Source organism: Corynebacterium sp. 22-2729 (assembly GCF_053479475.1).
Genome location: NZ_JBRBCA010000012.1, coordinates 18,455 through 41,888 on the forward strand (window position 1 = coordinate 18,455; position 23,434 = coordinate 41,888).

At 59.6% G+C, this 23,434-nt stretch carries 18 protein-coding genes; 5 read left to right on the top strand and 13 right to left on the bottom strand.

Annotation, left to right across the window (positions count from 1 at the left end; all coding sequences use genetic code 11):
• Positions 1-21: 21 nt before the first annotated feature.
• The 9 genes from argJ to infC all read right to left on the bottom strand — a co-directional run bounded on the left by argJ (position 22) and on the right by infC (position 9,214).
• On the bottom strand, positions 22-1,239 hold the full coding sequence (gene argJ / locus ACUY2T_RS09080; protein WP_448308339.1) for a bifunctional glutamate N-acetyltransferase/amino-acid acetyltransferase ArgJ: 1,218 nt from the start codon (positions 1,237-1,239) through the stop codon (positions 22-24).
• A gap of 7 nt (positions 1,240-1,246) precedes the next feature.
• The gene (gene argC, locus ACUY2T_RS09085) at positions 1,247-2,272 is read right to left on the bottom strand and encodes an N-acetyl-gamma-glutamyl-phosphate reductase (protein ID WP_448308340.1); all 1,026 of its coding nucleotides are present in this window, start codon (positions 2,270-2,272) and stop codon (positions 1,247-1,249) included.
• 63 nt (positions 2,273-2,335) lie between these two features.
• Positions 2,336-4,894 (bottom strand): phenylalanine--tRNA ligase subunit beta, encoded by a 2,559-nt coding sequence (gene pheT, locus ACUY2T_RS09090; protein WP_448308341.1) that lies wholly within the window; start codon positions 4,892-4,894, stop codon positions 2,336-2,338.
• Between the two features lie 59 nt (positions 4,895-4,953).
• The gene (pheS, locus tag ACUY2T_RS09095) at positions 4,954-6,009 is read right to left on the bottom strand and encodes a phenylalanine--tRNA ligase subunit alpha (protein ID WP_293791966.1); all 1,056 of its coding nucleotides are present in this window, start codon (positions 6,007-6,009) and stop codon (positions 4,954-4,956) included.
• 175 nt (positions 6,010-6,184) lie between these two features.
• Positions 6,185-7,000, bottom strand: a complete 816-nt coding sequence (locus ACUY2T_RS09100; protein WP_408925796.1) for a TrmH family RNA methyltransferase — start codon at positions 6,998-7,000, stop codon at positions 6,185-6,187.
• A gap of 19 nt (positions 7,001-7,019) precedes the next feature.
• Positions 7,020-7,811: a hypothetical protein gene (locus ACUY2T_RS09105; protein WP_448308342.1), complete on the bottom strand. Its 792-nt coding sequence runs from the start codon at positions 7,809-7,811 to the stop codon at positions 7,020-7,022.
• 157 nt (positions 7,812-7,968) lie between these two features.
• Positions 7,969-8,352, bottom strand: coding sequence for a 50S ribosomal protein L20 (gene rplT / locus ACUY2T_RS09110; protein ID WP_011273437.1), 384 nt, complete (start codon positions 8,350-8,352; stop codon positions 7,969-7,971).
• A 113-nt stretch (positions 8,353-8,465) separates the two neighbouring features.
• Entirely contained in the window at positions 8,466-8,660 is a 195-nt protein-coding gene (gene rpmI / locus ACUY2T_RS09115; RefSeq protein WP_269955193.1) for a 50S ribosomal protein L35, read from the bottom strand.
• A gap of 32 nt (positions 8,661-8,692) precedes the next feature.
• Positions 8,693-9,214, bottom strand: coding sequence for a translation initiation factor IF-3 (gene infC / locus ACUY2T_RS09120; RefSeq protein ID WP_080716109.1), 522 nt, complete (start codon positions 9,212-9,214; stop codon positions 8,693-8,695).
• 406 nt (positions 9,215-9,620) lie between these two features.
• Here infC and ACUY2T_RS09125 point away from each other — a divergent pair, with 406 nt between their 5' ends.
• A complete protein-coding gene (locus tag ACUY2T_RS09125) occupies positions 9,621-12,080 on the top strand; it encodes a hypothetical protein (protein ID WP_448308343.1) in 2,460 nt (819 codons plus the stop codon).
• Here ACUY2T_RS09125 and uvrA read toward each other — a convergent pair.
• Entirely contained in the window at positions 12,063-14,909 is a 2,847-nt protein-coding gene (uvrA, locus tag ACUY2T_RS09130) for an excinuclease ABC subunit UvrA (protein ID WP_448308344.1), read from the bottom strand. The two genes, ACUY2T_RS09125 and uvrA, sit on opposite strands and share 18 nt — an antisense overlap.
• Positions 14,910-14,983: 74 nt before the next feature.
• Between uvrA and ACUY2T_RS09135 the strand changes: the two genes are divergently transcribed.
• The 3 genes from ACUY2T_RS09135 (at position 14,984) to ACUY2T_RS09145 (ending at position 19,218) form a co-directional block, all read left to right on the top strand.
• Positions 14,984-15,670, top strand: a complete 687-nt coding sequence (locus ACUY2T_RS09135; RefSeq protein ID WP_448308345.1) for an MBL fold metallo-hydrolase — start codon at positions 14,984-14,986, stop codon at positions 15,668-15,670.
• Between the two features lie 118 nt (positions 15,671-15,788).
• Positions 15,789-16,631 (top strand): DoxX family protein, encoded by an 843-nt coding sequence (locus tag ACUY2T_RS09140; RefSeq protein WP_293791977.1) that lies wholly within the window; start codon positions 15,789-15,791, stop codon positions 16,629-16,631.
• Positions 16,632-16,917: 286 nt separating this feature from the next.
• Positions 16,918-19,218 carry a HelD family protein gene (locus ACUY2T_RS09145; protein WP_448308346.1) on the top strand — a complete coding sequence of 767 codons (2,301 nt, stop codon included), beginning with the start codon at positions 16,918-16,920 and terminating at the stop codon, positions 19,216-19,218.
• 9 nt (positions 19,219-19,227) lie between these two features.
• Here ACUY2T_RS09145 and ACUY2T_RS09150 read toward each other — a convergent pair whose 3' ends face one another.
• Both ACUY2T_RS09150 and uvrB read right to left on the bottom strand, forming a co-directional pair.
• Complete coding sequence (locus ACUY2T_RS09150) at positions 19,228-19,662, bottom strand: universal stress protein (protein ID WP_293791982.1); 435 nt, start codon at positions 19,660-19,662, stop codon at positions 19,228-19,230.
• A gap of 10 nt (positions 19,663-19,672) precedes the next feature.
• Positions 19,673-21,802 (bottom strand): excinuclease ABC subunit UvrB, encoded by a 2,130-nt coding sequence (gene uvrB / locus ACUY2T_RS09155; RefSeq protein WP_448308347.1) that lies wholly within the window; start codon positions 21,800-21,802, stop codon positions 19,673-19,675.
• Positions 21,803-21,887: 85 nt separating this feature from the next.
• Between uvrB and ACUY2T_RS09160 the strand changes: the two genes are divergently transcribed.
• The gene (locus tag ACUY2T_RS09160) at positions 21,888-22,832 is read left to right on the top strand and encodes a YdcF family protein (RefSeq protein WP_448308348.1); all 945 of its coding nucleotides are present in this window, start codon (positions 21,888-21,890) and stop codon (positions 22,830-22,832) included.
• 3 nt (positions 22,833-22,835) lie between these two features.
• Here ACUY2T_RS09160 and coaE read toward each other — a convergent pair whose 3' ends face one another.
• Entirely contained in the window at positions 22,836-23,420 is a 585-nt protein-coding gene (gene coaE, locus ACUY2T_RS09165; RefSeq protein WP_293791987.1) for a dephospho-CoA kinase, read from the bottom strand.
• Between the last annotated feature and the right edge of the window lie 14 nt (positions 23,421-23,434).

The window sequence follows — 23,434 nt, forward strand, 5'->3', positions numbered from 1 at the left end:
GATGAAGAGATAGGTGGAGTGCTAGGTGGAGTACTCAGAGTTGATCTCTACATAGGAGTACGAAAGGTCGGTGGTCCATACCGTCGCGCGCCCTTCGCCTACGCCAAGATCCACCTCGACAGCGATGTCCGCACCGGATAGGTCGACCGCCCGCGCACCGGGTGCACCGGTGGAGTTGATGCACACGGGGTGACCGTTGAAGGACACGCTGATAGCCTCTGGGTTCATCTTCACAGGTGCCATTCCCACTGCGGCTAGCACGCGGCCCCAGTTCGGGTCCGAGCCGAACATTGCACACTTAAAGAGGTTGTCGCGGCCAATGACGCGAGCTGCGGTCTGCGCGTCCGCGTCTGTTTCTGCGCCGCCGACGGTGATGGAGACTCTCTTTGTGACGCCCTCAGCATCCGCCTGCAGCTGCATCGCGATATCCAAGCACACCTGGTGGATCGCAGCGTTAAATTCCTCTGCTTCGGGGGTCACTCCGGACGCACCGGAGGCCATAAGCAGCACGGTGTCATTGGTGGAGGTTGCGCCGTCGATGTCAATGCAGTCGAAGGTCGTCGGGGTCGCACCCGCCAGCGCCTGCTGGGCCATCTCGGCACTGGGAAGGTGGGCGTCGGTAGTAATGAACACCAGCATCGTCGCCAGTGACGGAGCCATCATCCCCACGCCCTTGCCCATCGCACCGATGGACCAGCCGTCGCCGTGGTAGACAGCTTCCTTGGCCACGAGATCGGTGGTCATGATGGCACGGGCGGCGGCATTTCCTGACGCAATGGACTGATCCAAATTTCCTGCGAGCTCATCAATGCCCGAGATGATCTTGTCCATCGGTAGCACATCGCCAATAAGTCCCGTGGAACACACGGCAACGTCGCTGGGTTGGCAGCCCAACACCTCAGCGGCCTTATCCGCCGTGGCACGGGCATCCTTGTCGCCCTGGGCACCGTTGCAGGCATTGGCATTTCCGGAGTTGACGACCACTGCATGGAAGCTGCCATCGTTATGTGCCTTGGTGTAGCGCACGGGAGCTGCCTTGACCTGGTTACGGGTAAACATTGCTGCAGCAATAGTGTCCGGACCGTCATTGCGGATCAGAGCCATATCCGACTTACCGGAAGGCTTAATGCCTGCAGTCACCGCGGCAGCGCTGAAGCCCCGAGGAACAGTCACACCGAGCTCTGCAGAGGTACTCTGCGCCGTGCTGGTGTCTGGGTTTGCTTCTTGTGGGTTATTCATTGTCGGATCACAGTCCCGTCTGCGGAAGACCCGCGGTTTCTTCCCAACCGACCATCAGGTTGAGGCATTGGATAGCAGCACCGGCGGTGCCCTTGGTGAGGTTGTCAATGGCGCTGGTGGCGATGATCATGCCGTCGGCGACTTCCACTTGCAGGTGAACCATGTTGGAGCCCACGACGTTTTTTACCTCCGGCTGCTGGCCAGCGGGCAGCAAGTGCAGGAAGGGTTCATCGACGCAGAAGTCCTCATAGGCACGGCGGATATCGCTCGCCTGGCCTCGTGCTGGAGCGGTGACTGTGGTGAGAATTCCGCGGGTCAGCGGCGCGAGTACTGGTGTAAAGGTGACATGCACGTCGTCCGAAGAGTAACCGGAAGGAAGGAGTTCCTCCACGCTCTGCTTGATCTCCGGGGCGTGACGGTGGGTTCCCACACCGTAGGCACGGAGGTTCCCCATAGTCTCGGAACCAAGGAGGTTCACTGCCGCCTTCTTGCCTGCACCCGTGGTTCCCGTGACGGAGACGACACTAACCTGCGGAGCCATAAGGCCACTGACAATAGCTGGCATGAGAGCCATCGTCGCGCCGGTCGGGAAACAACCCGGGGCGGCTACGTAATTCGTTGCCGCAATATCCTCTCGGTGCCCCGGCATCTCCGGAATGCCGTAGGTACGGGAGCCGGCGTGCGGCGTGCCGTAGAAGCGTGCCCAATGATTTGCGTTCTTTAACCGGTAGTCAGCTCCGCAGTCCACGATCTTCATAGATTCCGGCAGGTCGAGGGAGGCAGAAACGCCATGCGGAAGAGCCAGGATTGCAGCATCATGCTCGCGGAGAACATCCTCAGTGGTGGCCTCGAGCACGCGATCCGCCAGTACGGGAAGCCCTGGGTTGAGATCACCGAAGCGCGCGCCGGCATTAGAACCGCCGGTCAGCGCACCAATTTCGAAGTCCATGCCGTAGCCTGGGTGATTAAGGAGGAGGCGAAGCGCTTCGCCACCCGCGTACCCGCTGGCGCCTGCTACTGCAATTTTCAACATAGGACGATTCTGCCCTACGTGACCCACGAATGCAAATTATTCAATATTGTGGGAATTATGCAACTATGCGCGGAGCGTGGCTCCCACACGCTCCGCCGCGGCCTGCAGAGCTGCTTCGCGGGACTTGCTGGCCTCTTCCTCCGTCAAGGTGCGATCTGCAGCGCGGAAACGCAGGCTGAAAGTCAACGAACGCTTGCCTTCCCCCAAGGACTCGGAGCGATAAACGTCGAAAAGACGAATCTCTTCCAACAGCTCGCCCGCACCAGCCCGAAGAGCATCTTCGACCGCCTGTGCCGGAGTGGACTCATCTACGACAACCGCAATGTCCTGCAGAACGGCCGGGAATGCAGACAGCACCGGACGCGGGAAAGTCTCCTCCAAAGGCAGCGCATCCAGGTTGATCTCCATGGCCACGGTGCGCGGCGGAAGCTCGGCTCGCTCGCACACCTGCGGGTGCAGCTCACCAGCGTGCCCGACGACCGTCTCCCCTACCAGGATCTCAGCACAGCGACCCGGGTGCCACGGCAAGTACTCGGCGTTACGCAGAGTAATCTCCACACCGGCAGCGCGGGCGACTACACGGGCAGATTCAATGGCATCCGCAGCAGTGAAAGCTTCCGGCGCACCCCACGTGCCCTGCAGCTGGCGATTACCCGTCGCGACGACGGCAACATGAAGTGGTTGTGCGGGCAGCGAATCCAGCAGCTCGGACAGCTCGGCGTCACTCGGGCGCTGCTTAACAGAAGGCATTGGCGAGAACTGCTCGGCCGACTTCGGAACAGAAACCTGCTCCACGCCGTACAAAGCTGCATCTCGCTGACCACGAGTGACGTTGCGACGCAGCGATTCGATCATCGACGGCAATAGTGTGGTGCCGATCTGCGCGTAATCGCTCTCTAGCGGGTTTTGCACCTTGACCGTCACGCGACGCGGATCATCAGCGGGCAGATCCCATACGTCGAATACATCATTGGCAATGAACGGGCTCGGCAGAATCTCTGCATAACCGGCCCATGCCAAAGCCTTACCCACATTGCGACGCATCCGCTGGCGCGGAGTATAACCGCGACCTGCGGGAGCGGTCGGAACGACAGAAGGAATATCCTCCAGCCCTTCCAGACGCAGCACCTCCTCCACTAGGTCGGCGGGCATCGTCAGGTCAGGACGCCAGCTCGGCGGGGTGACCTCGATCTCGCGGGCACCATTGTCGTCCCGGGAACCGGTCTCGCGCACCTCACAGCCCACCTCACGCAGGCGGGAAATAGTGGTGCCGTCGGGATAGATCATGCCCGCAGTCTTACCTGGGCGCGACGTGTGCATAGTGATCGTCGGCATCTCGGGCACTGCACCGAACAGGGTGCGCCCCTCCTCCACCTCGCCGCCGGCAATGTTCACCAGCAGTGCAACAGCGAAGTCCAGCGCGTCCTCGATAACCGCCGCATCCGTGCCACGCTCAAACCGACGCGAAGCTTCGGAGGACAGCTTGTGGCGACGGCACGTGCGTGCCACCGTGATCTGATTCCAGTGAGCGGCTTCAAACAGCACGTTGGTGGTCTCATCGGAAATCTCGGAGGTCGATCCACCCATCACGCCAGCCAGGGACTGAATGCCGGACTCATCGGCGATCACAACGTCTTCCGGATCCAGGGTGCGCTCCACATCGTCTAACGTGGTGAGCTTCTCCCCCTTCTTTGCCAGACGAACGTGCAATTCGCCGTTGACCTTATCCGCATCGAAAGCGTGCATCGGCTGGCCAAGTAGGAACATCACGTAGTTCGTCACGTCCGTCGCCGGGTTCACAGGGCGCTGACCGCAAAGCATCAGCTCGCGCTGCAGCCACAGCGGAGATTCCGCCTTCGGATCAATTCCCCGCACCTTACGCATGCCAAACTTCGAGCACTTCGTGTCCGCGTCAACCTTCAGAGCCTGCACCTCACCGCCCGTGCCGGGCAGGCCGGCGAAAAGGTCATCGCGCATCGCTGCTGCCGCCGGGTCCTGCGCCGGGTCGCGGTATTGCAGGTTAAAGCTCGACGCCAACTCGCGCGCAAGCCCCCTGGCCGAAAGTGCGTATCCGCGGTCTGGGGTGATATTCACATCAAAGATGGTGTCCTGCAAACCCAACAGCCCACGGGCATCGTCGCCTACCTGAAGGTTGGCGCTGGCCAAATCGGCGTCAGAAATAGTCATGATGCCTGCGTTTTGCTGGCTGGCCAGACCAACCTCCATCGCAGAACAGATCATGCCCTCAGAGATTTTGCCGTAGGTCTTACGCGCCGAGATCTCGAAGGGACCGGGCAGTACTGTACCGGGCAGGGCGATAACAACGTTGTCGCCCTCGGCGAAGTTCCGAGCGCCACAGATGATGTGCTGCAACTCGCCGGTGCCGTTGGCTTGGCCGACGTTCACATCGCAGTAGCGGATCGGCTTCTTAAACTCGGTGAGCTCCTCAATCTTTTCTACTCGACCGATCACCAGTGGGCCGGTGGTCTCAGGGATCGCCTCGTAGCCCTCGGTCTCAAAGCCGACGCGGACGAAGCCAGCGTCGAATTCCTCGGCGCTCACGCTCCACTGCGGGTTGGAAGTCTGCAGGATTCGGGTCAGCCACGACTGGGAAATAAGCATGATGTTCGAAAGATCCTTATTGGGGCTTTAAATGGGGTGCTCTGAAGAGTGAATATGGGTTAACCGCGGACGCCGAATGGCAGGGTGAAGCGGACGTCGCCCTCCACCATGTCACGCATGTCGGGCAGGCCGTTGCGGAACTGCAGGGTGCGCTCGATGCCCATGCCGAAGGCGAAGCCGGAGTACACTTCCGGGTCTACGCCCGCAGCGATCAAGACGTTGGGGTTGACCATGCCGCAGCCACCCCACTCGATCCAGCCGGCGCCACCCTTCTTATCTGCAAACCACACATCGACCTCGGCGGAAGGCTCGGTGAATGGGAAGTAGTTTGGGCGGATGCGGGTCTTGGCTTCCTCCCCGAACAGAGTCTTAGCCAGGTGATCCAGCGTGCCCTTCAGGTGTGCCATCGTCAGACCCTTATCAACAGCCAGGCCTTCAACCTGGTGGAAGACTGGGGTGTGGGTTGCATCCAGCTCATCGGTACGGAATACGCGTCCCGGGCAAGCAATATAGATAGGAAGATCGCGGGACAGCATCGTACGCATCTGCACCGGAGAGGTATGGGTGCGCAAAACCTGGCCAGACCCCTCTGGGGCAATGTGGAAAGTATCCTGCAGCGTTCGCGCAGGGTGGTCCGGAATGAAGTTCAGGGAGTCGAAGTTGAAGTACTCCGCCTCAACCTCCGGGCCATCCGCGATTTCCCAACCCATGCCGACGAAGATATCGGCGATCTGCTCGGACAGGATGGTGATTGGGTGCTGAGCGCCGCGCTGGCCACGTGTCGTCGGTTCGGTTACATCGATACGCTCGGCGCGCAGGACTTCCTCATTGCGCTTACGCTCGAGCTCTGCCTTGACTTGCCCGAAGCACTTTTCGACGCGACCACGTGCCATGTTGACCATGCGGCCAGCGTCCTTGCGCTGTTCCTTCGGCAGACTGCCCAGGCTTCGGCGGGCTGCGGGGATGGGGGCATCGTCGCCCAGGTGCTCGCGGCGAGCAGCCGCCAGCTCTTCCAGATTTGCAGCGTCGGTGAAAGCCTTCTCAGCTGCGTCGGCGGCAGCGTTAAGGCTCTGCTCCGAGAGCTCTACCTGGGGAGTGTCCGCGGAATCCGTCACTTGTGTGCGCTCCTCTGTCTACGTGCACGGCTTAACCTGGTCAATAATACCCGGCGAGGGCGACCTCGCACCTAGCCGGGGCTATTCGTCTTCCACACAACCGCTGTACCGGACGCTGTGTCTAGTTAGGTCTAGATAGCTCTAGCTTGCTCTAGCTAGCTCGAGTTAGCTCGAGTTAACTTTGTGCTTGGGCTCGCGCCGACTCATACATGCAAATGGAAGCGGCGGTGGCCAGGTTCAAAGATTCCGCGCGTCCCCGGATGGGGATGGAAACCCGCAGGTCTGCTTCCGCCAGCAATTCCTCCCCGAGTCCGTGCGCTTCATTGCCGAACAGCCACGCAGTTGGTTTGGTGAGGATCTCCCCCGCTTCGTCCAGACTCACTTCCCCGTCGGCGGCAGTAGCAACGATCTGTAACCCCTGTGCACGCAACTGGCCGAGGACATCTTTCACGTTCGTTGAACGGGCCACTGGGACGTGAAACAGCGATCCCGCAGAGGCGCGCGCAGCTTTGCACGACTGCGGATCAGCAGTCTCCCCGGCGAACACCACGGCATCCGCACCCATGGCATCGGCCACTCGGATGAGAGTTCCGGCATTGCCGGGGTCGTTCGTTTCCACGGGAACGCTCACCAACCTTGGCTGCGGCGTCAATGCCTTAGCGACAGACCACAAAACCGGCTTACACACGGCGAACAAACCCGTGGTCGTGGCGGTATCAGCCAAATGCTTGGCGGCCTTGTCGTTGATGTAGTGAACGTAGACATTGAGGTATCCGGCGGTACGAATGATCGGCTCGAAACGCTCGGCCGCCGCCATAGTCACAAACACATCCGTGGCGCTGCCGGTAGCAATGGCCGCCTCTACGCTATTTTCCCCTTCCACGAGGAAAACCCCCGCCTTCTTGCGCGCAGCCGCACGGTGAAGCTTGGCTGCGTTGACCACACGGGGGGTTCGTTCAGTAAAAATTTCCTGTGCATCCTGCGGGCTCATATCCCACAGCTTAGGGCACCTACTCCTCAAAGAGACGTTGGGTTGCCTCTTCCGTCGTGGTCACACCATTTTCTACATGGGTCTTGGTGACGGTTCCGCCTCGGCCCTCCTGACCCAACTCGATGAGGTAGTGACCATCGACGCGGAGCTGACCGTCCTCAACGACCGCAGTCATGGGCTCCCCCTGGTTGCCCGGCACTCCGCCCATTTTCATGTCCAGGGATCCCAGCGGGAAGGTGGCCTTCGTGCGCCCCTCGTCAACCTCAGCCTTCTCGAGGTCTGCGGTGACCGACATACCACCCTTTCCAGCTGTAAAGCGCCATATTGCATCCAGCGTAAAGTTCAGCCCCACCACGAATGCGCCACGGTCGTCCGTGTTCATTTCATCGACTCCCGCAAAGTAGTGACGCATGTTGTAGATCTTGTCGGCCGTTTCAAAGACCTGATCCTTTTCTTCATCACTCAATTCCGCGTAGTGCTCCACGGAATCGACTCGCTTCAGCAGGTTCTTCTCTTCGTCGGGCAGCTCGTCTATGGCCTGCACAAGGGAGGAATCCGTAGTGTTTTTCAGACAGTCGTCGATAGCCTTCGCCGCTTGTTCGGCGAAGTCTTCCTTGGACATGTCCGCATAAGAAAGATCTTCGCCCGCGCCATTTTCGTTGGTAGCAGTATCCCCTTCGTGCGCTTTCTCCGAGGCTTTCTCGACTGCCTGCTCAGCATCCTCGTTTGTGCTCATATTGCAGGCGGTAACGGATCCGGCGAGAGAAAGAGCAAGCAGTACTGCTGCAGATCGTCGTGTGTACGCATTCATTGTGGGGTTATCTCCTCAGGAAACACTTGCGAAACGAAGGGATAGCTTTTACCTCAATCTATCGGGAATCCGTCGGTCAAGAAGTCCCAAATGCGCAAAAGACCCCCCACCCTGGAAAATCCAGGATGAGGGGTGAACTAAGCCTTCCGGCTAGCTTTTAGGACGCAGCCGGTGCGTTAACGTCCTCCGGCAGGGCAGCCTTAGCAGCCTCACACAGAGCGGTGAAGGCATCGAAATCGTTGACGGCCAGCTCGGCCAGGTTCTTGCGGTCAACCTCGATCTCAGCCAGGCGCAGGCCCTGGATCAGACGGTTGTAGGTCATGCCGTTCTGGCGTGCGCCAGCGTTGATGCGCTGAATCCACAGCTTACGGAATTCGTTCTTGCGAGCCTTGCGGTCGCGGAACTCGTAAGTCTTGGAGTGGAGCATCTGCTCCTTTGCCTTGCGGTACAGGCGAGAGCGCTGACCACGGTAGCCCTTAGCGGACTTCAGTACTTCGCGACGCTTCTTCTTGGCGTTCACTGAGCGCTTGACACGTGCCACGGTGATACTTCCTTTTCTTTAAATTGTGCACGCCTCACGAAAAGCACTATCGGAAGTGCAGTCATTACTCGATGAGGCGGTGAGGTGAATAGGGGTGGAAAGGTGGGCTTTCGCTATGCCTTGCCCAGCAGACGCTTCATGCGCTTGACGTCAGCCGGAGCGACGTCCTCGGTACCCTTCAGGCGACGAGTGCGCTTGGAGGGCTTGCCCTCCAGCAGGTGGCGGCGGTTAGCCTGCTCGCGACGCAGCTTGCCAGAGCCGGTGATCTTGATGCGCTTTGCGGCGCCCTTGTGAGTCTTCTGCTTCATTGGTGAAAAACCTCTAACAACTAGTTCTGTTACTACTTCTTGCCCTTGCGGATCGGGCCCAGCACCATGGTCATGTTGCGACCATCCTGCTTCGCACGAGTCTCAACTACGCCGTACTCTTCGACGTCGTTGGCCAGGCGCTCCAGCAGGCGGAACCCGAGTTCCGGTCGAGACTGCTCACGCCCACGGAACATGATCGTTACCTTGACCTTCGAGCCCTTCTCCAGGAAACGAATAACGTTGCCCTTCTTGGTCTCGTAGTCGTGGTCGTCGATCTTCGGACGGAACTTCTGTTCCTTCACCACGGTCTGCTGCTGGTTCTTACGAGCTTCACGAGCCTTCTGGGCCTGCTCGTACTTGAACTTGCCGAAGTCCATGATCTTCGCCACGGGTGGCTTGGCGTTCGGTGCAACCTCTACAAGGTCGAGGTCAGCTTCATAGGCCAGCTTTCGCGCATCGTCTGTCTTGACGATACCGACCTGTTCGCCGCCTGGACCGACGAGTCGGACCTCAGGGACTCGAATACGGTCGTTGATGCGAGCTTCTGCGCTAATGTGAACTCCTCAGTAGCAGTTTGGTTAATGTCTTACCGACCCCTGCAGTACTGAAGATCCCCTGTGTTCCCCCACTATCACAACCACAGAAGCACCAGCGGGAACATATCCACACTTCCGTGCATTGCACTTCCGGATTTTCAGAACCCATCCGTGCCTGTGGCCACGACCCGAGCCCAACCTCTAAGGCGGTCTCTAGGTGGGAGAAGGAACCTCCACTTGCAGCCCGTTTCCAATTCCTTGGAGCAATGCGTTTCAAACAAACTGCTTGAAACAAAATGTCCCAAATGAACGGAACGAGACGGTAGTACCTGGAAGTATAACAAGTAACCAATAGAACACAAAACGCCCTGTCCGTTCCGGCCCCTAGGCGCGGGGCTGACCAAAGAAAAGCGACCTTTAAGACATGAATGATTTTAAAAACAATCAGGATAGCAGGCACTCTAACGGGTCTAGTTCCGACAATAACCCATCCGATCTGGTGCAGCGCATCGAGGATGTTGCGCAAACGCATGCGAAGGTCCAGGCACAGCTGTTCGCTCTTCTGCGCGAGGTTGCTGTTAATCAGCAGAAGCTAGCGACGCCACAAGCCGCTGCCGCCCCACAACCCAAACATGCCACGCAAGTTCCCTCTCCGCAGGCACGGCTCTCCTCCCCGGTACAGCCTCAACGCACACAGCCACCACAGAACACGCAACCGCCACAACGGATCCAACCACCGCAGCGAACACAGCCACGCCAGCAGGTGCAGCCACCACGACCTATGCCGACGCAGCCGCCCCGCCCGACACGTCCGGTGGCGGCAACCCCATCAATGCAATCTCCCCGGCCACAGCAGGGACCTCCTCAGCAGAGCAAGCCGGAGCGTCAGCAACCTCAACGAGGGCAAGCTCAATCGCAGGGGCAACAACCGCAGAGACAACAACCGCACCCTCAACCACGTCCCGCTCCCCAACCGGTTGCTGTCAATAGGCTAAAGCAGTGGTGGGAAAAGGAGGATCTGGTTACTCGCCTGCTAGCGATTATCGGCGGTTCGATCACCGTCGTGGGTCTTACCTTCCTGGCTCTGCTGGCCTATGCTTCTGGCGTTCTAAGCCCAGAAGCCGCCGTCGTCCTCGCTGCTGTCCTCTGTGGAGGCCTGGCACTTGCTTCTACCATGATCCACCGGCGACAGCCGGACGGAGTCGGCGCATCGGCACTGCTTGTCGTTGCCACGCTGGGTGGCTTAGCTGATCTGTGGGTTTCGGTGTTCCAATTGAATTGGTTCGGTGAAGCGCTCGGCAGTGTCCTGACAGTGGTCATATGCGCAGCTGCCTTGGGGCTTGCGTATACGTGGAAGAAGGAGGTTCTGGCGGTCATCATCACCGCCTTTGCCCCACTTTTCATCGTTCCAATAGCCGCTGGCTTCCTTTCGATGTTCCCCGCCGACCAAATGACACAGCGGGAGATCCATAATGGCTACTTCGCGGGTAGCCTCTTGGCTGCCGCTATCTGCGGCTTTGCTGCTCGCTGGGGACGGCCATGGTTCAAGCTACAAATCACCGCGACGATCACATACATGGCCGCGCTGTTCATGAGTGCCCCATTCGTCCTCACAACGTTCCTGCTTGGCGTAGTTGGATTCACTCTGATCGCGATCATCAGCTTCGTACCACCATGGGCTACGCGCCAGCTTCACATCAGTAGTGTCATTGCCGTCGTAGTGGTTCCTGTCCTTATCCTTAGCAGCCACGACTCTTGGGGAAGCATTGCCTTTATCTCGGTGGTAACACTTTTTGCCTACCTCATCGCGCACTTCAACGGAGCCATTTACAAAGTCGACTCCCATTACACAGCAAACGCTCCACTGCCTCCGACCGTGGCTACGTCCTTCCTGTTTTCGATCGCTGCGGGAACGCTGCCGATCGTCTTTCTCATCAGATTCTTCCGTTGGCAAAAACTCTCCGCGCTCAGCCGAGAAGACCTCGGTGGCGTCCAGATTATGAGCTACTCGACCGTAGCAATCGCCGTAGCCTTGCTGCTGTACTCCGCTGCAATTGTATGGGGACTGCCGCGGATATATAAGGCCATAGCCTGGATCTCATTGGTCTGCTCGTTCTTGGTGGTGTTCACCTATGCCCCGCAAAGCTGGGTTGAGGCAGACAACATGCGCATCCCGGACTCCGCGATTGTGCTCGTCACCAGCCTGGCGCTTTCCGTGGCCTTGGCTTACCGGCATAAGTACCTCTTGGATTCGGGTCTACAGGGCATTGCCGGTCGGGAAGCCCCTGGTGCGACGGTCAATCCCGAATTGATTCTTATGTGTATCGGCGGAGTCACACTCGTCTTGGCCTCGTCGGCGGTTCCCGCGGTTGCAATGGCCATCTCGGCCACAAAGCTGTCGTTCATGATCGCCCATGTTTTTATCTCCGTCAGCTGGATGTTGGGTGCGGTATATCTGCTGTACCGTAACAACTCGAAGCTGGGATTGATCTTGGCAATCATCGCCACCGGGAAGCTCGTGTTCTATGACCTCTCCGTTCTGGGTGGATTGGTGCAGGCGCTGGCGTTCCTGATCTGCGGCATGGTGCTGCTCATTGCGGCGGTTACGCGCGAAAAGCCGAACAAGAGCAATGGCATTACAAACATCCAAACGAATGCTCAGGTGCCCGCTACGCATATGGAACCCGCGGCACCGACGGGTTCCCCTGTTCCGCCCCATGCTCAGCAGCCCCAGCGTCCAGCACAGCCACAGCGTCCGGCACAACCTCAGCAGCCCCAACAGCCCCAGCGTCCGGCACAGCCTCAGCAGCCCCAACAGCCCCAGCGTCCGGCACAGCCTCAGCAGCCTCAGCAGCCAAGCCCTGGATCAGAGCATCGACCGTAGATAACGGCCTGTATGTGAGGCCTCCACCGTTGCAACCTGCTCCGGGGTTCCCTCGGCAACGACCGTGCCGCCACCGGAGCCTCCTTCCGGCCCCATGTCCACAATCCAGTCGGCTGCCTTAATTACATCCAGGTTGTGTTCAATGATGAGCACGCTGTTGCCCTTGTCCACCAGCCCCTGGATTACCAGCATGAGCTTTCGGATGTCCTCGAAATGCAGGCCGGTCGTCGGCTCGTCCAAGATGTACACAGTGCGCCCGTTGGAACGCTTCTGCAGCTCTGCGGCCAGCTTCACGCGCTGCGCCTCACCGCCAGACAAGGTGGTTGCTGCCTGCCCCAGGCGCACATACCCCAATCCAACATCCACCAGCGTGTTCAGGTAGCGCGAAATGGAGGTCACAGGTTCAAAGAACTCCGCAGCCTCAGAGATCGGCATGTCCAGAACTTCTGCAATGGACTTTCCCTTGTAGTGCACTTCTAGGGTTTCACGGTTGTAGCGCGCACCATTGCACACCTCGCAGGGAACATACACGTCGGGCAAGAAGTTCATCTCAATCTTCAACGTGCCATCGCCATGGCAGGCCTCACAGCGTCCACCCTTCACGTTGAAGGAGAATCGTCCCGGGCCATAACCGCGGACCTTTGCCTCAGTCGTCTCGGCGAACAACTTGCGTATCTTGTCGAAAACGCCCGTGTAGGTGGCCGGGTTGGATCGCGGTGTGCGTCCGATCGGGCTTTGATCCACCTGCACCAACTTGTCGAGGTGCTCCGTGCCCGTGATCTTCTTATGATGGCCGGGCACCTGGCGTGCCTTGTTCAGGGTATTGCTCAGCGACTTAGCCAAAATTCCATTAATCAGCGACGACTTACCCGACCCAGACACTCCCGTCACGACTGTCAGAACACCCAAAGGCAGGGTGACATCCACGTTCTGCAGGTTGTTCTCCTGCGCCCCGTGTACCTGCAACACGCGACCCTTGTCTATCTCACGTCGCTTTTCCGGCACCGCGAGGATTCGCTCGCCGGAGAGGTACTGGCCGGTTAGAGACTTCTTTTCTTTAAGGATTCCCTCCGGCTCGCCCTGGTAGACAATCTCGCCGCCGTACTCGCCAGCTCGCGGACCAATATCCACCAGCCAGTCGGCGGTGCGGATCGTATCCTCATCGTGCTCCACCACGATCAAGGTGTTCCCCAGATCCCGCAGATGCTGCAGAGTACGGATCAGACGTTCATTGTCGCGCTGGTGCAAGCCAATCGATGGCTCATCCAGCACGTACAGCACACCCGCCAAGCCCGAACCAATCTGTGTCGCCAAACGGATACGCTGCGCCTCGCCACCAGACAGTGTGCCCGCGGAGCGGGACATCGACAGATAATTCAGTCCGACGTCTAAAAGGAACTTCAGGCGCGCCTGGATCTCCCGTAGAACCGCCCCGGCAATCATCTCCTCGCGCTTGGTGAGAGAAAGGTTGTCCAGGAAACTACTGGCGTCGGCAATAGAAAGATCAGACACCTCGGCGATGGATAGTTCCCGATCCCCCGCAGCGATGGTTACGGCAAGGACCTCCGGCTTCAAGCGAGTGCCCTTACATGTCGGGCAGGCGACCTCGCGCATGTAGCTGCGGTAGCGTTCCTTCGACCAGTCGGAATCGGTCTGGTCGAGCTTGCGCTTAAGGAAAGGCATCACGCCTTCGAAAGGCGCGTTGTAGTTGCGGGAGCGACCGTAACGATTGCGATAGCTCACCTTGATCTGAGTTTTGTGGCCATTCAGGAGGGCCTTGCGGTGGGCCGCCGAAAGCTCACTCCACGGTGACTTAGGATCAAAGCCCATCGCCTCGCCCAGCGCAGTCACAAGTTTGGTGAAGTACTTACTGTTCGGACTCGAAGCCCACGGTGCAATCGCGTTAATGACCGGCGCATCCTCGTCCGGAACCACCAGCTTCTCGTCAACCTCCAGGCGCGTGCCCAAGCCGTCGCAGGCGGGGCAGGCACCGTAGGGAGAGTTGAACGAGAACGTGCGCGGTTCGAGCTCTTCTAGCTGCACCGCATGGCCGTTGGGGCATGCCATCTTCTCGGAAAAGCGTCGCACGCGGTTCGGGTCGTCATCTGGCAGGCCGACGAACTCGAGTGCCACAATGCCGTCGGCTAGCTGCAGCGCAGTTTCGATCGAGTCGGTCAGACGCTGCTTTTGGGAATCCTTAACCTGCAGACGGTCAACCACCACGTCGATGTCGTGCTTTACCTGCTTCTCCAGAGTCGGGGGATCCGACAGCTGGTACACGGCGCCGTCGACGCGCACGCGGGAGTAGCCCTGTGCGGAAAGATTTTCGAAAAGGTCCACGAACTCGCCCTTGCGGGTACGCACCACGGGCGCAAGTACCTGGAATTTCAGCCCCTGTTCCATCGCGAGGATCTGATCCACGATCTCTTGGGGAGTTTGGCGCTGGATCACCTCGCCGCACTCCGGACAGTGCGGGGTACCAGTGCGGGCATAAAGCAGTCGCAGGTAGTCGAAGATTTCCGTCACCGTGCCCACTGTCGAACGCGGGTTGCGGTTTGTGGACTTTTGGTCGATGGACACTGCTGGAGACAGCCCCTCGATGAGTTCCACATCGGGCTTGTCCATCCGCCCCAGGAACATGCGCGCATAAGAGCTGAGGGATTCGACATATCGGCGCTGACCTTCTGCGAAGATCGTGTCGAAAGCTAGGGAGGATTTGCCCGACCCGGACAGGCCCGTAAACACGATCATCTTGTCGCGTGGCAGGTCGATATCCACGCCCTTGAGGTTGTGTTCGCTAGCACCACGGACAATCAGCTGATCGGCCACTATTTACTCCTTAATTGTTGAAGCATCAACCCTGCTAGTCTACGCCATCGCCGAGACACCGCTAGTGTGGTGCCATGCAGCAAGTTACTGAATTTAGCCATCTTTCCGCACCGCGCGACGTGCAGGTTTTAAGTACTGACGCCCATACGTACGCAGTGACGACCGTGGGCTCTATGGACAACAATTGTTGGTTGCTGTGCCGGGACGGCGAGGCGCTGCTGGTGGATGCCGCCGATGATGCAGAACACCTGCTGGGTCTGGCCGAACGGCTGGGTGTGCGCATCACCGATGTGCTCACTACTCACCAGCATGCAGACCACACTCGCGCGCTGGCAGACGTCCTAAAGGCGACAGGCGCCCGCCACCACGGGCCGCGCCTGGATGCCGAGGCGCTGCCCGTGGCGCCGGATCGGGTGTACGGAAACGACGAAGGTTCCCGGGAACCACTGGACCTGGCTGGTGCACAGCTGCCGGAGCTCGGCTTGCAGGTAGTCGAGCTCCGGGGCCACACCCCGGGCGGCTTGGCAGTGCTGGATTTGGCCGACGGGCGCGTGCCACGAGCGTGGGTGGGTGACAGTGTTTTCCCCGGTGGCGTCGGAAAAACAAACAATCCCGAGCAATTCCAGCAGCTCCTGGGCGACGTTCGCGACAGGATCTTCAGCCTCCCGGAGGACACTCGCATTCACCCTGGTCACGGCGACTCCACTACCGTCGGAGCAGAAAAGGGCAAACTTGCGGAATGGGCTGCACGGGGTTGGTAGCAAGCGGTGTACTTCCACTCGGGACGTGGTCACTTCCGGTAACCTGGATGAGTGATCGAGCACGACTAAAATTAGTCAAGGGTCGTGCCACCAACGATTGAGGAGTGTGTAGACCCAAATGTTCCGTACCCTTGCCCGCCCTTTGCTGGCATCCGCCTTTGCCGTCGACGGTGCTCAGATGCTGCTGAACAGCAACGAGTACGCCGAGGACGCAAAGGCCATCAACGGCACCCTGCGTTCCGTTCTGCCGCAGGATAAGGCCGGCCTGATTCCAGACGATGCAGAATCCACCGTTCGCATCGTTGGCACCACCAAGGTTGTAGCTTCTGCCCTGCTGGCAACGGGTAAGGCTCCGCGCCTGGCCGCCGCCACCCTGGCTGCGGTACAGATCCCGACGGCTCTGTCCCGCCACGCATTTTGGAACGCCACCAATGGTGCAGAGCGCAAGGAAGAGATCCGTGGCCTGGTTACCGACCTGGCTCTGCTGGGAGGCCTCGTCATCACTTCCGCAGACACCGCTGGAAAGCCGGGTCTGAAGTGGCGCGCACAGCAGGCAATGCCGGGTAAGTCCGAGCAGCAGAAGATGCTGGAGAACGCTCAGACCCAGTCCAAGGCTTTTGCCGCTAACGCTTCCGACCAGGCACAGGGCTTCTTTGCCAAGACGAAGGAGGTTGCCGGTCAGGTGCAGGAGAAGGTTGCCGACTATGTAGACGAGCACCAGGACGAGTGGAAGGAAACCGCCGAGAACCTGCGCGAGCGCGCAGCTGACTTCGGCGACCAGGCTTCCGATTACGCACAGACCGCAGCTGCCAAGGCGCAGGGCGCGTGGGATGACTTCGACTCTGAGGCCCTGAAGAAGGATCTTCAGAAGGCTACTAAGAAGTCGCGCAAGCGTGCGCAGAAGGCACAGAAGCAGGCTCAGAAGCGTGCCAAGAAGGCACAAAAGCGCCTGCAGAAGTAGCCCTTTTCTCCCCTCCTGCCGGTCTGGGTAGTGGGGAAAGAAAAAGAACCCCTGCCCAGGGGTTCTTTTTTTATGCTTGTTTCCCAGGATTCTGGCTGGGCTTCTGGCCGTGGCGCTTCTAGCGTGGACCGAAGTTCTGCATCAGGAAGTTGGCGATAATGCCGAGCGCTGCACGAGCTCCCATCACGAACAACAGGCAAAAGAGTATGATGGCTTGCTCTACCCCTTTAGACGCCTGCAACACACGCAGACCACCGACCTAGATAGAAGGGAACCCGCAACCACCTTGGCGCCCAATAACGACATCGCCGCCGAGCAGAGCTACCTCGACGATCTCCTCTCCCGGGTAGATAACGCCCGCCAGAGACTGGAACAACGCCTCAAGGCCGTCCGCCTTGAAGCCGATATCGACGACCCGCAAGGACTCATGGTTCGCGACCGCGAGGCAAGGGACATTGCCCAACGCCTCGATTCCTATTCCGCTGCAGAAGTTGGTCTGATGTTCGGACGTATCGACGTCGAAGACCCGGAGGCGGAAAATCCCGCGCCTGGAAACGAAAAGCTGGATCGCCGCTATATCGGGCGCATCGGGTTGCACGATGACGACGAGCAGATGCGTACCCTCCTTATGGACTGGCGTGCTCCCCTAGCTCGCCCTTTCTACCTGGCCACTACCCTGCACCCCGACGGGGTACATACGCGACGGCATATCACCACTCGTGGCCGCACAGTACGCAGCGTGGCAGACGAACAGCTTTCCAATACGCAAAACCCCGCTGATTCTGCGGGGGCGGGAGCGCGAGGTGGCGTCGCCAAAGAAGAGGCGCTGCTCGACGCAGTCAACAGAGCGCGCACCCCATATATGCAGGACATCGTCGAGACGATCGCAGCGGAGCAGGATAAGATCATCCGCGCCGAACACCGCGGAGTAACCGTCGTGCAAGGCGCACCGGGCACCGGAAAGACAGCCGTCGCACTGCATCGCGCGGCATACCTGCTGTACACATGGCGTGAGCAACTGAGCAACACTGGCGTGCTGATCATCGGGCCAAACGACCGCTTCCTTTCCTATATCTCGCAGGTGCTTCCGTCTTTGGGCGAAACCGGCGTGGTGCTCGCGACCCCCGGCACCCTTCTGCCGAACCTAGAAACCGTGCCAGAGACGAACCTGCTGGCGCGCGAAGTGAAAGGCTCGGGGGAAATGCTGACGATCCTTTCCGACGCCATCAAGGCGTATCAAACCGTGCCGGACACCGACATCGAGCTCAGCATCGACGGACTCAACGTGCAGCTGACACCAAAGATGGTGCGCTCAGCCCGCACTCGTGCGCGCCGCAGCCGGAAGCCACACAACCACGCGCGAGCGGCCTTCCTAGACCACGGGCTCAACGCCCTGGCGGAGGCTTTGGGAGAAAACATTGGTGCCGACCCGCTTGGTGGCGCGAACCTGCTGGGTAAGGGGGACATTGCCACCCTGCGTGAGGAGCTCGGCGCAGACCCTGCGATTGTGGACGCGCTGGGGCAATTCTGGCCTGAACTGCACCCCACCGAGGTCTTAGAGCGGCTCTATGCAAACCCTGCCGCCATCGCCGTCGACTATGACGAGGACACTTGGCGCGGTCTTTCCGCTCATCCCAGCGGTGAATGGACTGACGCCGACGCGCCACTCATTGACGAACTCATCGACTTGCTTGGCTATGTCTCTGACGAGGAGTCCGCGGCCGAGGAACGTGAACAATGGCTGGAGAAGATCGCGGAGGCGCAGGAGGCTCTCGACATTCTTACCGGCTCGGCTAGCCAAGACCTCGACGATGGCTTCGCGCCCGAGGTGCTGATGGCCTACGACGTCATCGACGCGGAAACGCTCGCCGCCCGTCAGCGGGTACGCGATCAGCGCACTACTGCCGAACGTGCTGCAGCTGATAGTCGTTGGGCCTTCGGGCATGTGATCGTGGACGAAGCCCAGGAGCTAAGCCACATGGCCTGGAGGTTGGTTTTCCGCCGCTCGCCGAACAAGTGGATGACGTTGGTCGGTGACCCAGCGCAGACGGGCAACCCCGGTGGGGTGGATAGCTGGTCGGAGGCGCTCTCGCCCTTCGTGGCTGACCGTTGGCAACTGCACCAGTTGACGGTGAACTATCGCACACCGAAAGACATTGCGGATCTTGCCGCACCATTGTTGCAGCAGATTGATCCCGCCCAACCTGCCCCCATAGCGCTGCGAGAATCCGGGACGGGCGTGCGCTATGTAGTTCCCACGGATGAGATGCCACTGTCGGAAGGAGTGCGGGAGGCCATCGCGCAAGCCCGTGAACTGACAGGCGAAGAGGGACTGATCGGTGTCATTGCCGCTGCCCCGGACGCCTTGCGGTCGGCGATAGCCGAGCTGTTAGAGGCCACCGGCGCGGAAGTGGTGCTGGTCGATACGGCATCTGCGAAAGGGCTGGAATTCGACGAGGTTGTGCTGGTCGAGCCGGCAGACATTGTGGAGGCTTCCCCCCAAGGGCTCAACGATCTCTACGTAGCAATGACCCGTGCCACTCAGGGGCTTACAGTCGTGCACACGCGCCCGTTGCCGTGGTGCTAGATTAAAGTCCTAGTCTTTCATCCCAACGGTGTGAACGATCATCACGTCGCATTCCGCCTGGCGCGCAGCGTCGGCAGGCACACTTCCCAGTAGTCGGCCTGTCAGGGAATTGATCCCACGGTTTCCGACCACGAGCAGATCCGCTCCCTCGCTCTTCACGATGCTCATCAAAGCCTCGACGGGGTCGCCTTCCTTCAGCACCGCACGGATCTTTGCCGCCCCTGCGTCCTCAGCTTCTTTTCGTGCGGACGCCAACACCTCAGACGCAGACATTTCACCTTCCACAGCGGTGGTCTGCTTTGCCGCGGTATCCGCATGCTCCCCCACATACGCGCTGGCCAGAACCAGTTCTGCATTCATTGCTGCGGCCACGCCTGCGGCGCGTCGCACTGCTAGAAAAGAAGATTCAGACCCATCGGTTCCGACCACGACTGTGTTGTACATAACCCCAATCTTACAACCCAGCGTCGATCATGCCCCGAAGTTCCTTTTTTAGGTCTGCAATTTCATCGCGCAGGCGACCAGCAAGCTCAAACTTCAGCTCCTTGGCCGCCGATTTCATCTGCTCGGTCATCTCTTGGATGAGCTTTTCTAGCTGTGGACGTGCCATTGGCTCATCGGTGGAGCCGCGTACCAGCGCCCAATCTGCTTCGGGCGATTCGCCCTTGCCACCGGAGGTGGTGTCGGCGTCATTTCCTGCTTCTGCCTCAAGCTCCGCAACCTGATCCAAGATATCGGCGATCTTCTTGCGCAAGGGTTGCGGGTCAATTCCGTGCTCCTTGTTGTAGGCGATCTGCTTGGCACGGCGGCGCTCCGTTTCGTCGATGGCGTACTGCATGGAGTCAGTGACCTTGTCCGCGTACATGATGACTTCGCCCGAGACGTTGCGGGCTGCGCGACCGATGGTCTGGATCAGGGATCGTTCGGATCGCAGGAAGCCCTCCTTGTCCGCATCCAAAATAGCGACCAGCGATACTTCTGGCAGGTCAAGGCCCTCACGCAGCAGGTTGATACCGACCAGTACGTCGAATTCGCCGAGGCGTAGTTGGCGCAGCAGCTCCACGCGCTTGAGTGTGTCGATATCCGAGTGCATGTAGCGCACCTTGACACCATGTTCCAGCAGGTAGTCGGTTAGGTCCTCTGCCATTCGCTTGGTCAGGGTGGTCACCAGCACGCGCTCGTTCTTCTCGGTTCGCTGGCGGATCTGCTCAATCAGATCGTCGATCTGGCCTTCAGTTGGACGCACCTCTACCTTCGGATCGACGAGGCCAGTCGGGCGAATGACCTGCTCCACATATTCGCCTTGGGCGGCGGCTATCTCGTAATCGCCGGGGGTCGCGGACATATAGACGCACTGGCCTTTGCGATCGTCGAACTCTTCCCATGTCAATGGCCTGTTATCCAGGGCACTAGGCAGGCGGAATCCGTGCTCCACCAGGTTGCGTTTGCGGGACATGTCGCCTTCGAACATGCCGCCGATCTGTGGGACGGTCACGTGTGACTCATCGATGATGGTGAGGAAGTCCTCCGGGAAGTAGTCGATTAGCGTAGCGGGCGCAGCCCCTGCCGCGCGGCCGTCAATATGGCGGGAGTAGTTCTCGATGCCGCTGGTAAAGCCCACCTGTTGGATCATCTCCAGGTCGTACTCGGTGCGCATGCGCAGGCGCTGAGCCTCCAACAACTTGCCGCGGTTTTCCAATTCCTCCAGCCGCTGCGCCAGCTCTTCCTTAATCGCCTGCATAGCCTTTTCCATGCGTTCCGGACCCGCCACATAGTGGGTGGCTGGGAAGATGCGCAGTTCGTCAACCTGGCGAATCACGTCTCCCGTCAAGGGATGGATGTAGTACAGCGCATCAATGTCGTCGCCGAAGAACTCCACACGAACTGCCAGTTCCTCGTAGGCGGGGATGATGTCTACCGTGTCGCCCTTGACGCGGAAGGTGCCGCGGGTAAAGGCGACGTCGTTGCGGGAGTATTGGATATCCACCAGCAGGCGCAGGAACCGATCCCGCTCGACTTCTTCATCCACCCGGAGCACCACCGAGCGGTCGAGGTACGACTGCGGGGTTCCCAGACCGTAGATGCAGGAAACAGACGAGACCACCACCACATCCCGGCGCGATAGCAGCGCAGAGGTCGCGGAGTGACGGAGCCGCTCCACGTCTTCATTAATGGAGGAATCCTTTTCGATGTACGTATCCGTCTGCGCGATATACGCCTCTGGTTGGTAGTAGTCGTAGTAGGAAACGAAGTATTCCACTGCATTGTTTGGCAAGAGGCTCCGCAGTTCGTTGGCCAACTGTGCCGCCAATGTCTTGTTTGGTGCCATCACTAGGGTGGGGCGCTGTTCCTTCTCAATTAGCCACGCCGCGGTCGCGGACTTACCGGTACCGGTGGCGCCCATCAGCACCACGTCGCGCTCGCCTCTGTTTAACCGCTGGTGCAGTTCCTCGATAGCCTTCGGCTGATCGCCGGCGGGCTTGTAGTCGCTGATGACTTCGAACTTCGCATTCGAGCGTTCGACCTCCCCCACGGGACGGAACTCGGAGTACGACAATTCGGGACGTTCTGCTGCAAAGGCCATGCGCACCAGTCTACTTACCGCCCCGGACACCGCCTGCCGTGCTGTTACCCAGCGCTTTTGCTATGGCCGTTCTAAGGTTAATCACATGAAGCTCTTCTCCCGCGGTCGTGCCGCTATCGCCCCTGTCATCGCCCTTTCGCTCTTGGTTACTCCCTCTGCCGTTGCCGCGCCAGCGCCGGCTATGCCCGCCGTTCCACCGATCGTTGTCGGTCCCGCGCCGATCGGCCCCAACACCGTGGTTATTCCTGGCGAGCTGTTGCCGGTGGGTCCCAGCGGGGCTCGCACTGCCCGCACTGTTGATGACGCCTACTCCGCAGCTGCCATAGCCGCTCAGTACATGAATAAGGATCCTCGCGCGGCGCTCGCTAGACTCTCCCCAGCTCGACGTACCGAGATCAAGCACATCCTGAAGGTATTGGAAGCTCCCGTCCAAAAGCCTGGAAAGTCCACCAGTCCGCGCGCAACCGTGGTTGTCCTCGGTAATGGTCTGAACCCAGACGGTTCTGTACACCCGAACCTACAGCGCCGCCTGGAGGTAGCCCGGGACTACGCCCTAAAGCACCCCGCCAGCCCTATCATCACCTCGGGTGGAAAGACTGAACATGGCCATGTCGAGGCCCAAGCGATGAAGAATTGGCTGGTCAAGGCTGGCATTTCCCCACAGCGCATTCATGTGGAAGGCAACTCCTGGTCCACCATTAGCAACGCATGGCACAGCGCGAAGGTGTTCGCTCGCATGAACAAGCATGCCACCAGCGCTCCCCGCAGTACGGCGTTGCCTCGCCAGCTGGTCATCGCGACCACCGATAGCCACCTGCACCGAGGTGTAAGTGACTACCGCATCGCCTTCGGCCCCCGTACCACCGTTTATGGCCTGGCTTCGAAGTCCGACCCAGTGCAGCAGCGGAACCTAGCCAAGGAACGCATGTCCCGCTACCGCGACGCGGTGGGATTGTATATCTTCCCGGAGACAGTCGTAGCCGACGGCCTTCCGCCGATCTTCGGAGCTGGTATCCCCCGCTTCTGGTAGGTTTTACAGCCCGTCCCAGAAGCCATCGACCTGAGTCAGCAGGTCTTCCAAACTGCCGGAGTTGTCTAACACCGTATCTGCAGCACTTAGGCGAGTCTCCCGATCGATCTGGGCGGCGATGCGGCGCCGGGCGTCGTCCTCATCCAGGCCGCGGTGCTGAACGAGGCGTTCGATGCGCAGCTCATCGGGAGCATCCACCACCAGTACATGATCGACCTTATTCACCTCGCCATTCTCAATGAGCAAGGGCATGTCGTAGACCAATACTTCCGCACCCGATTCCCTGCCCTGTTTGAATAGCTCCTCCGTGCGCGCACGAATACGCGGATGGGTGATCGCGTTGAGCTTCTTTGTGGCTTCCGGGGTAGCAAAAGCCTGGCGAGCCAACTCAGCACGGTTCAGCGTTCCATCGGGGTTTAACACCCCGTCAAAGGCCTCCGCCAGCTCAGCCAAAGCTGGCTGACCTGGTTCGACGATCTCGCGCGCCACCAGGTCGGCGTCAACAATAAAAGCACCGAGCTCCGCCAACCGCGACGAGACGGTTGACTTGCCCGATCCGATTCCACCAGTTAGCCCAATTGTGATCATGAGGCCATGCTAGC

Bases quoted from the DNA above. Each gene is read 5' to 3' on its own strand.
- argJ (WP_448308339.1), bottom strand. From the start codon at position 1,239: ATGAATAACCCACAAGAAGCAAACCCAGACACCAGCACGGCGCAGAGT.
- argC (WP_448308340.1), bottom strand. From the start codon at position 2,272: ATGTTGAAAATTGCAGTAGCAGGCGCCAGCGGGTACGCGGGTGGCGAA.
- pheT (WP_448308341.1), bottom strand. From the start codon at position 4,894: ATGCTTATTTCCCAGTCGTGGCTGACCCGAATCCTGCAGACTTCCAAC.
- ACUY2T_RS09100 (WP_408925796.1), bottom strand. From the start codon at position 7,000: ATGAGCCCGCAGGATGCACAGGAAATTTTTACTGAACGAACCCCCCGT.
- ACUY2T_RS09105 (WP_448308342.1), bottom strand. From the start codon at position 7,811: ATGAATGCGTACACACGACGATCTGCAGCAGTACTGCTTGCTCTTTCT.
- rpmI (WP_269955193.1), bottom strand. From the start codon at position 8,660: ATGAAGCAGAAGACTCACAAGGGCGCCGCAAAGCGCATCAAGATCACC.
- ACUY2T_RS09125 (WP_448308343.1), top strand. From the start codon at position 9,621: ATGAATGATTTTAAAAACAATCAGGATAGCAGGCACTCTAACGGGTCT.
- ACUY2T_RS09135 (WP_448308345.1), top strand. From the start codon at position 14,984: ATGCAGCAAGTTACTGAATTTAGCCATCTTTCCGCACCGCGCGACGTG.
- ACUY2T_RS09140 (WP_293791977.1), top strand. From the start codon at position 15,789: ATGTTCCGTACCCTTGCCCGCCCTTTGCTGGCATCCGCCTTTGCCGTC.
- ACUY2T_RS09150 (WP_293791982.1), bottom strand. From the start codon at position 19,662: ATGTACAACACAGTCGTGGTCGGAACCGATGGGTCTGAATCTTCTTTT.
- uvrB (WP_448308347.1), bottom strand. From the start codon at position 21,802: ATGGCCTTTGCAGCAGAACGTCCCGAATTGTCGTACTCCGAGTTCCGT.
- ACUY2T_RS09160 (WP_448308348.1), top strand. From the start codon at position 21,888: ATGAAGCTCTTCTCCCGCGGTCGTGCCGCTATCGCCCCTGTCATCGCC.
- coaE (WP_293791987.1), bottom strand. From the start codon at position 23,420: ATGATCACAATTGGGCTAACTGGTGGAATCGGATCGGGCAAGTCAACC.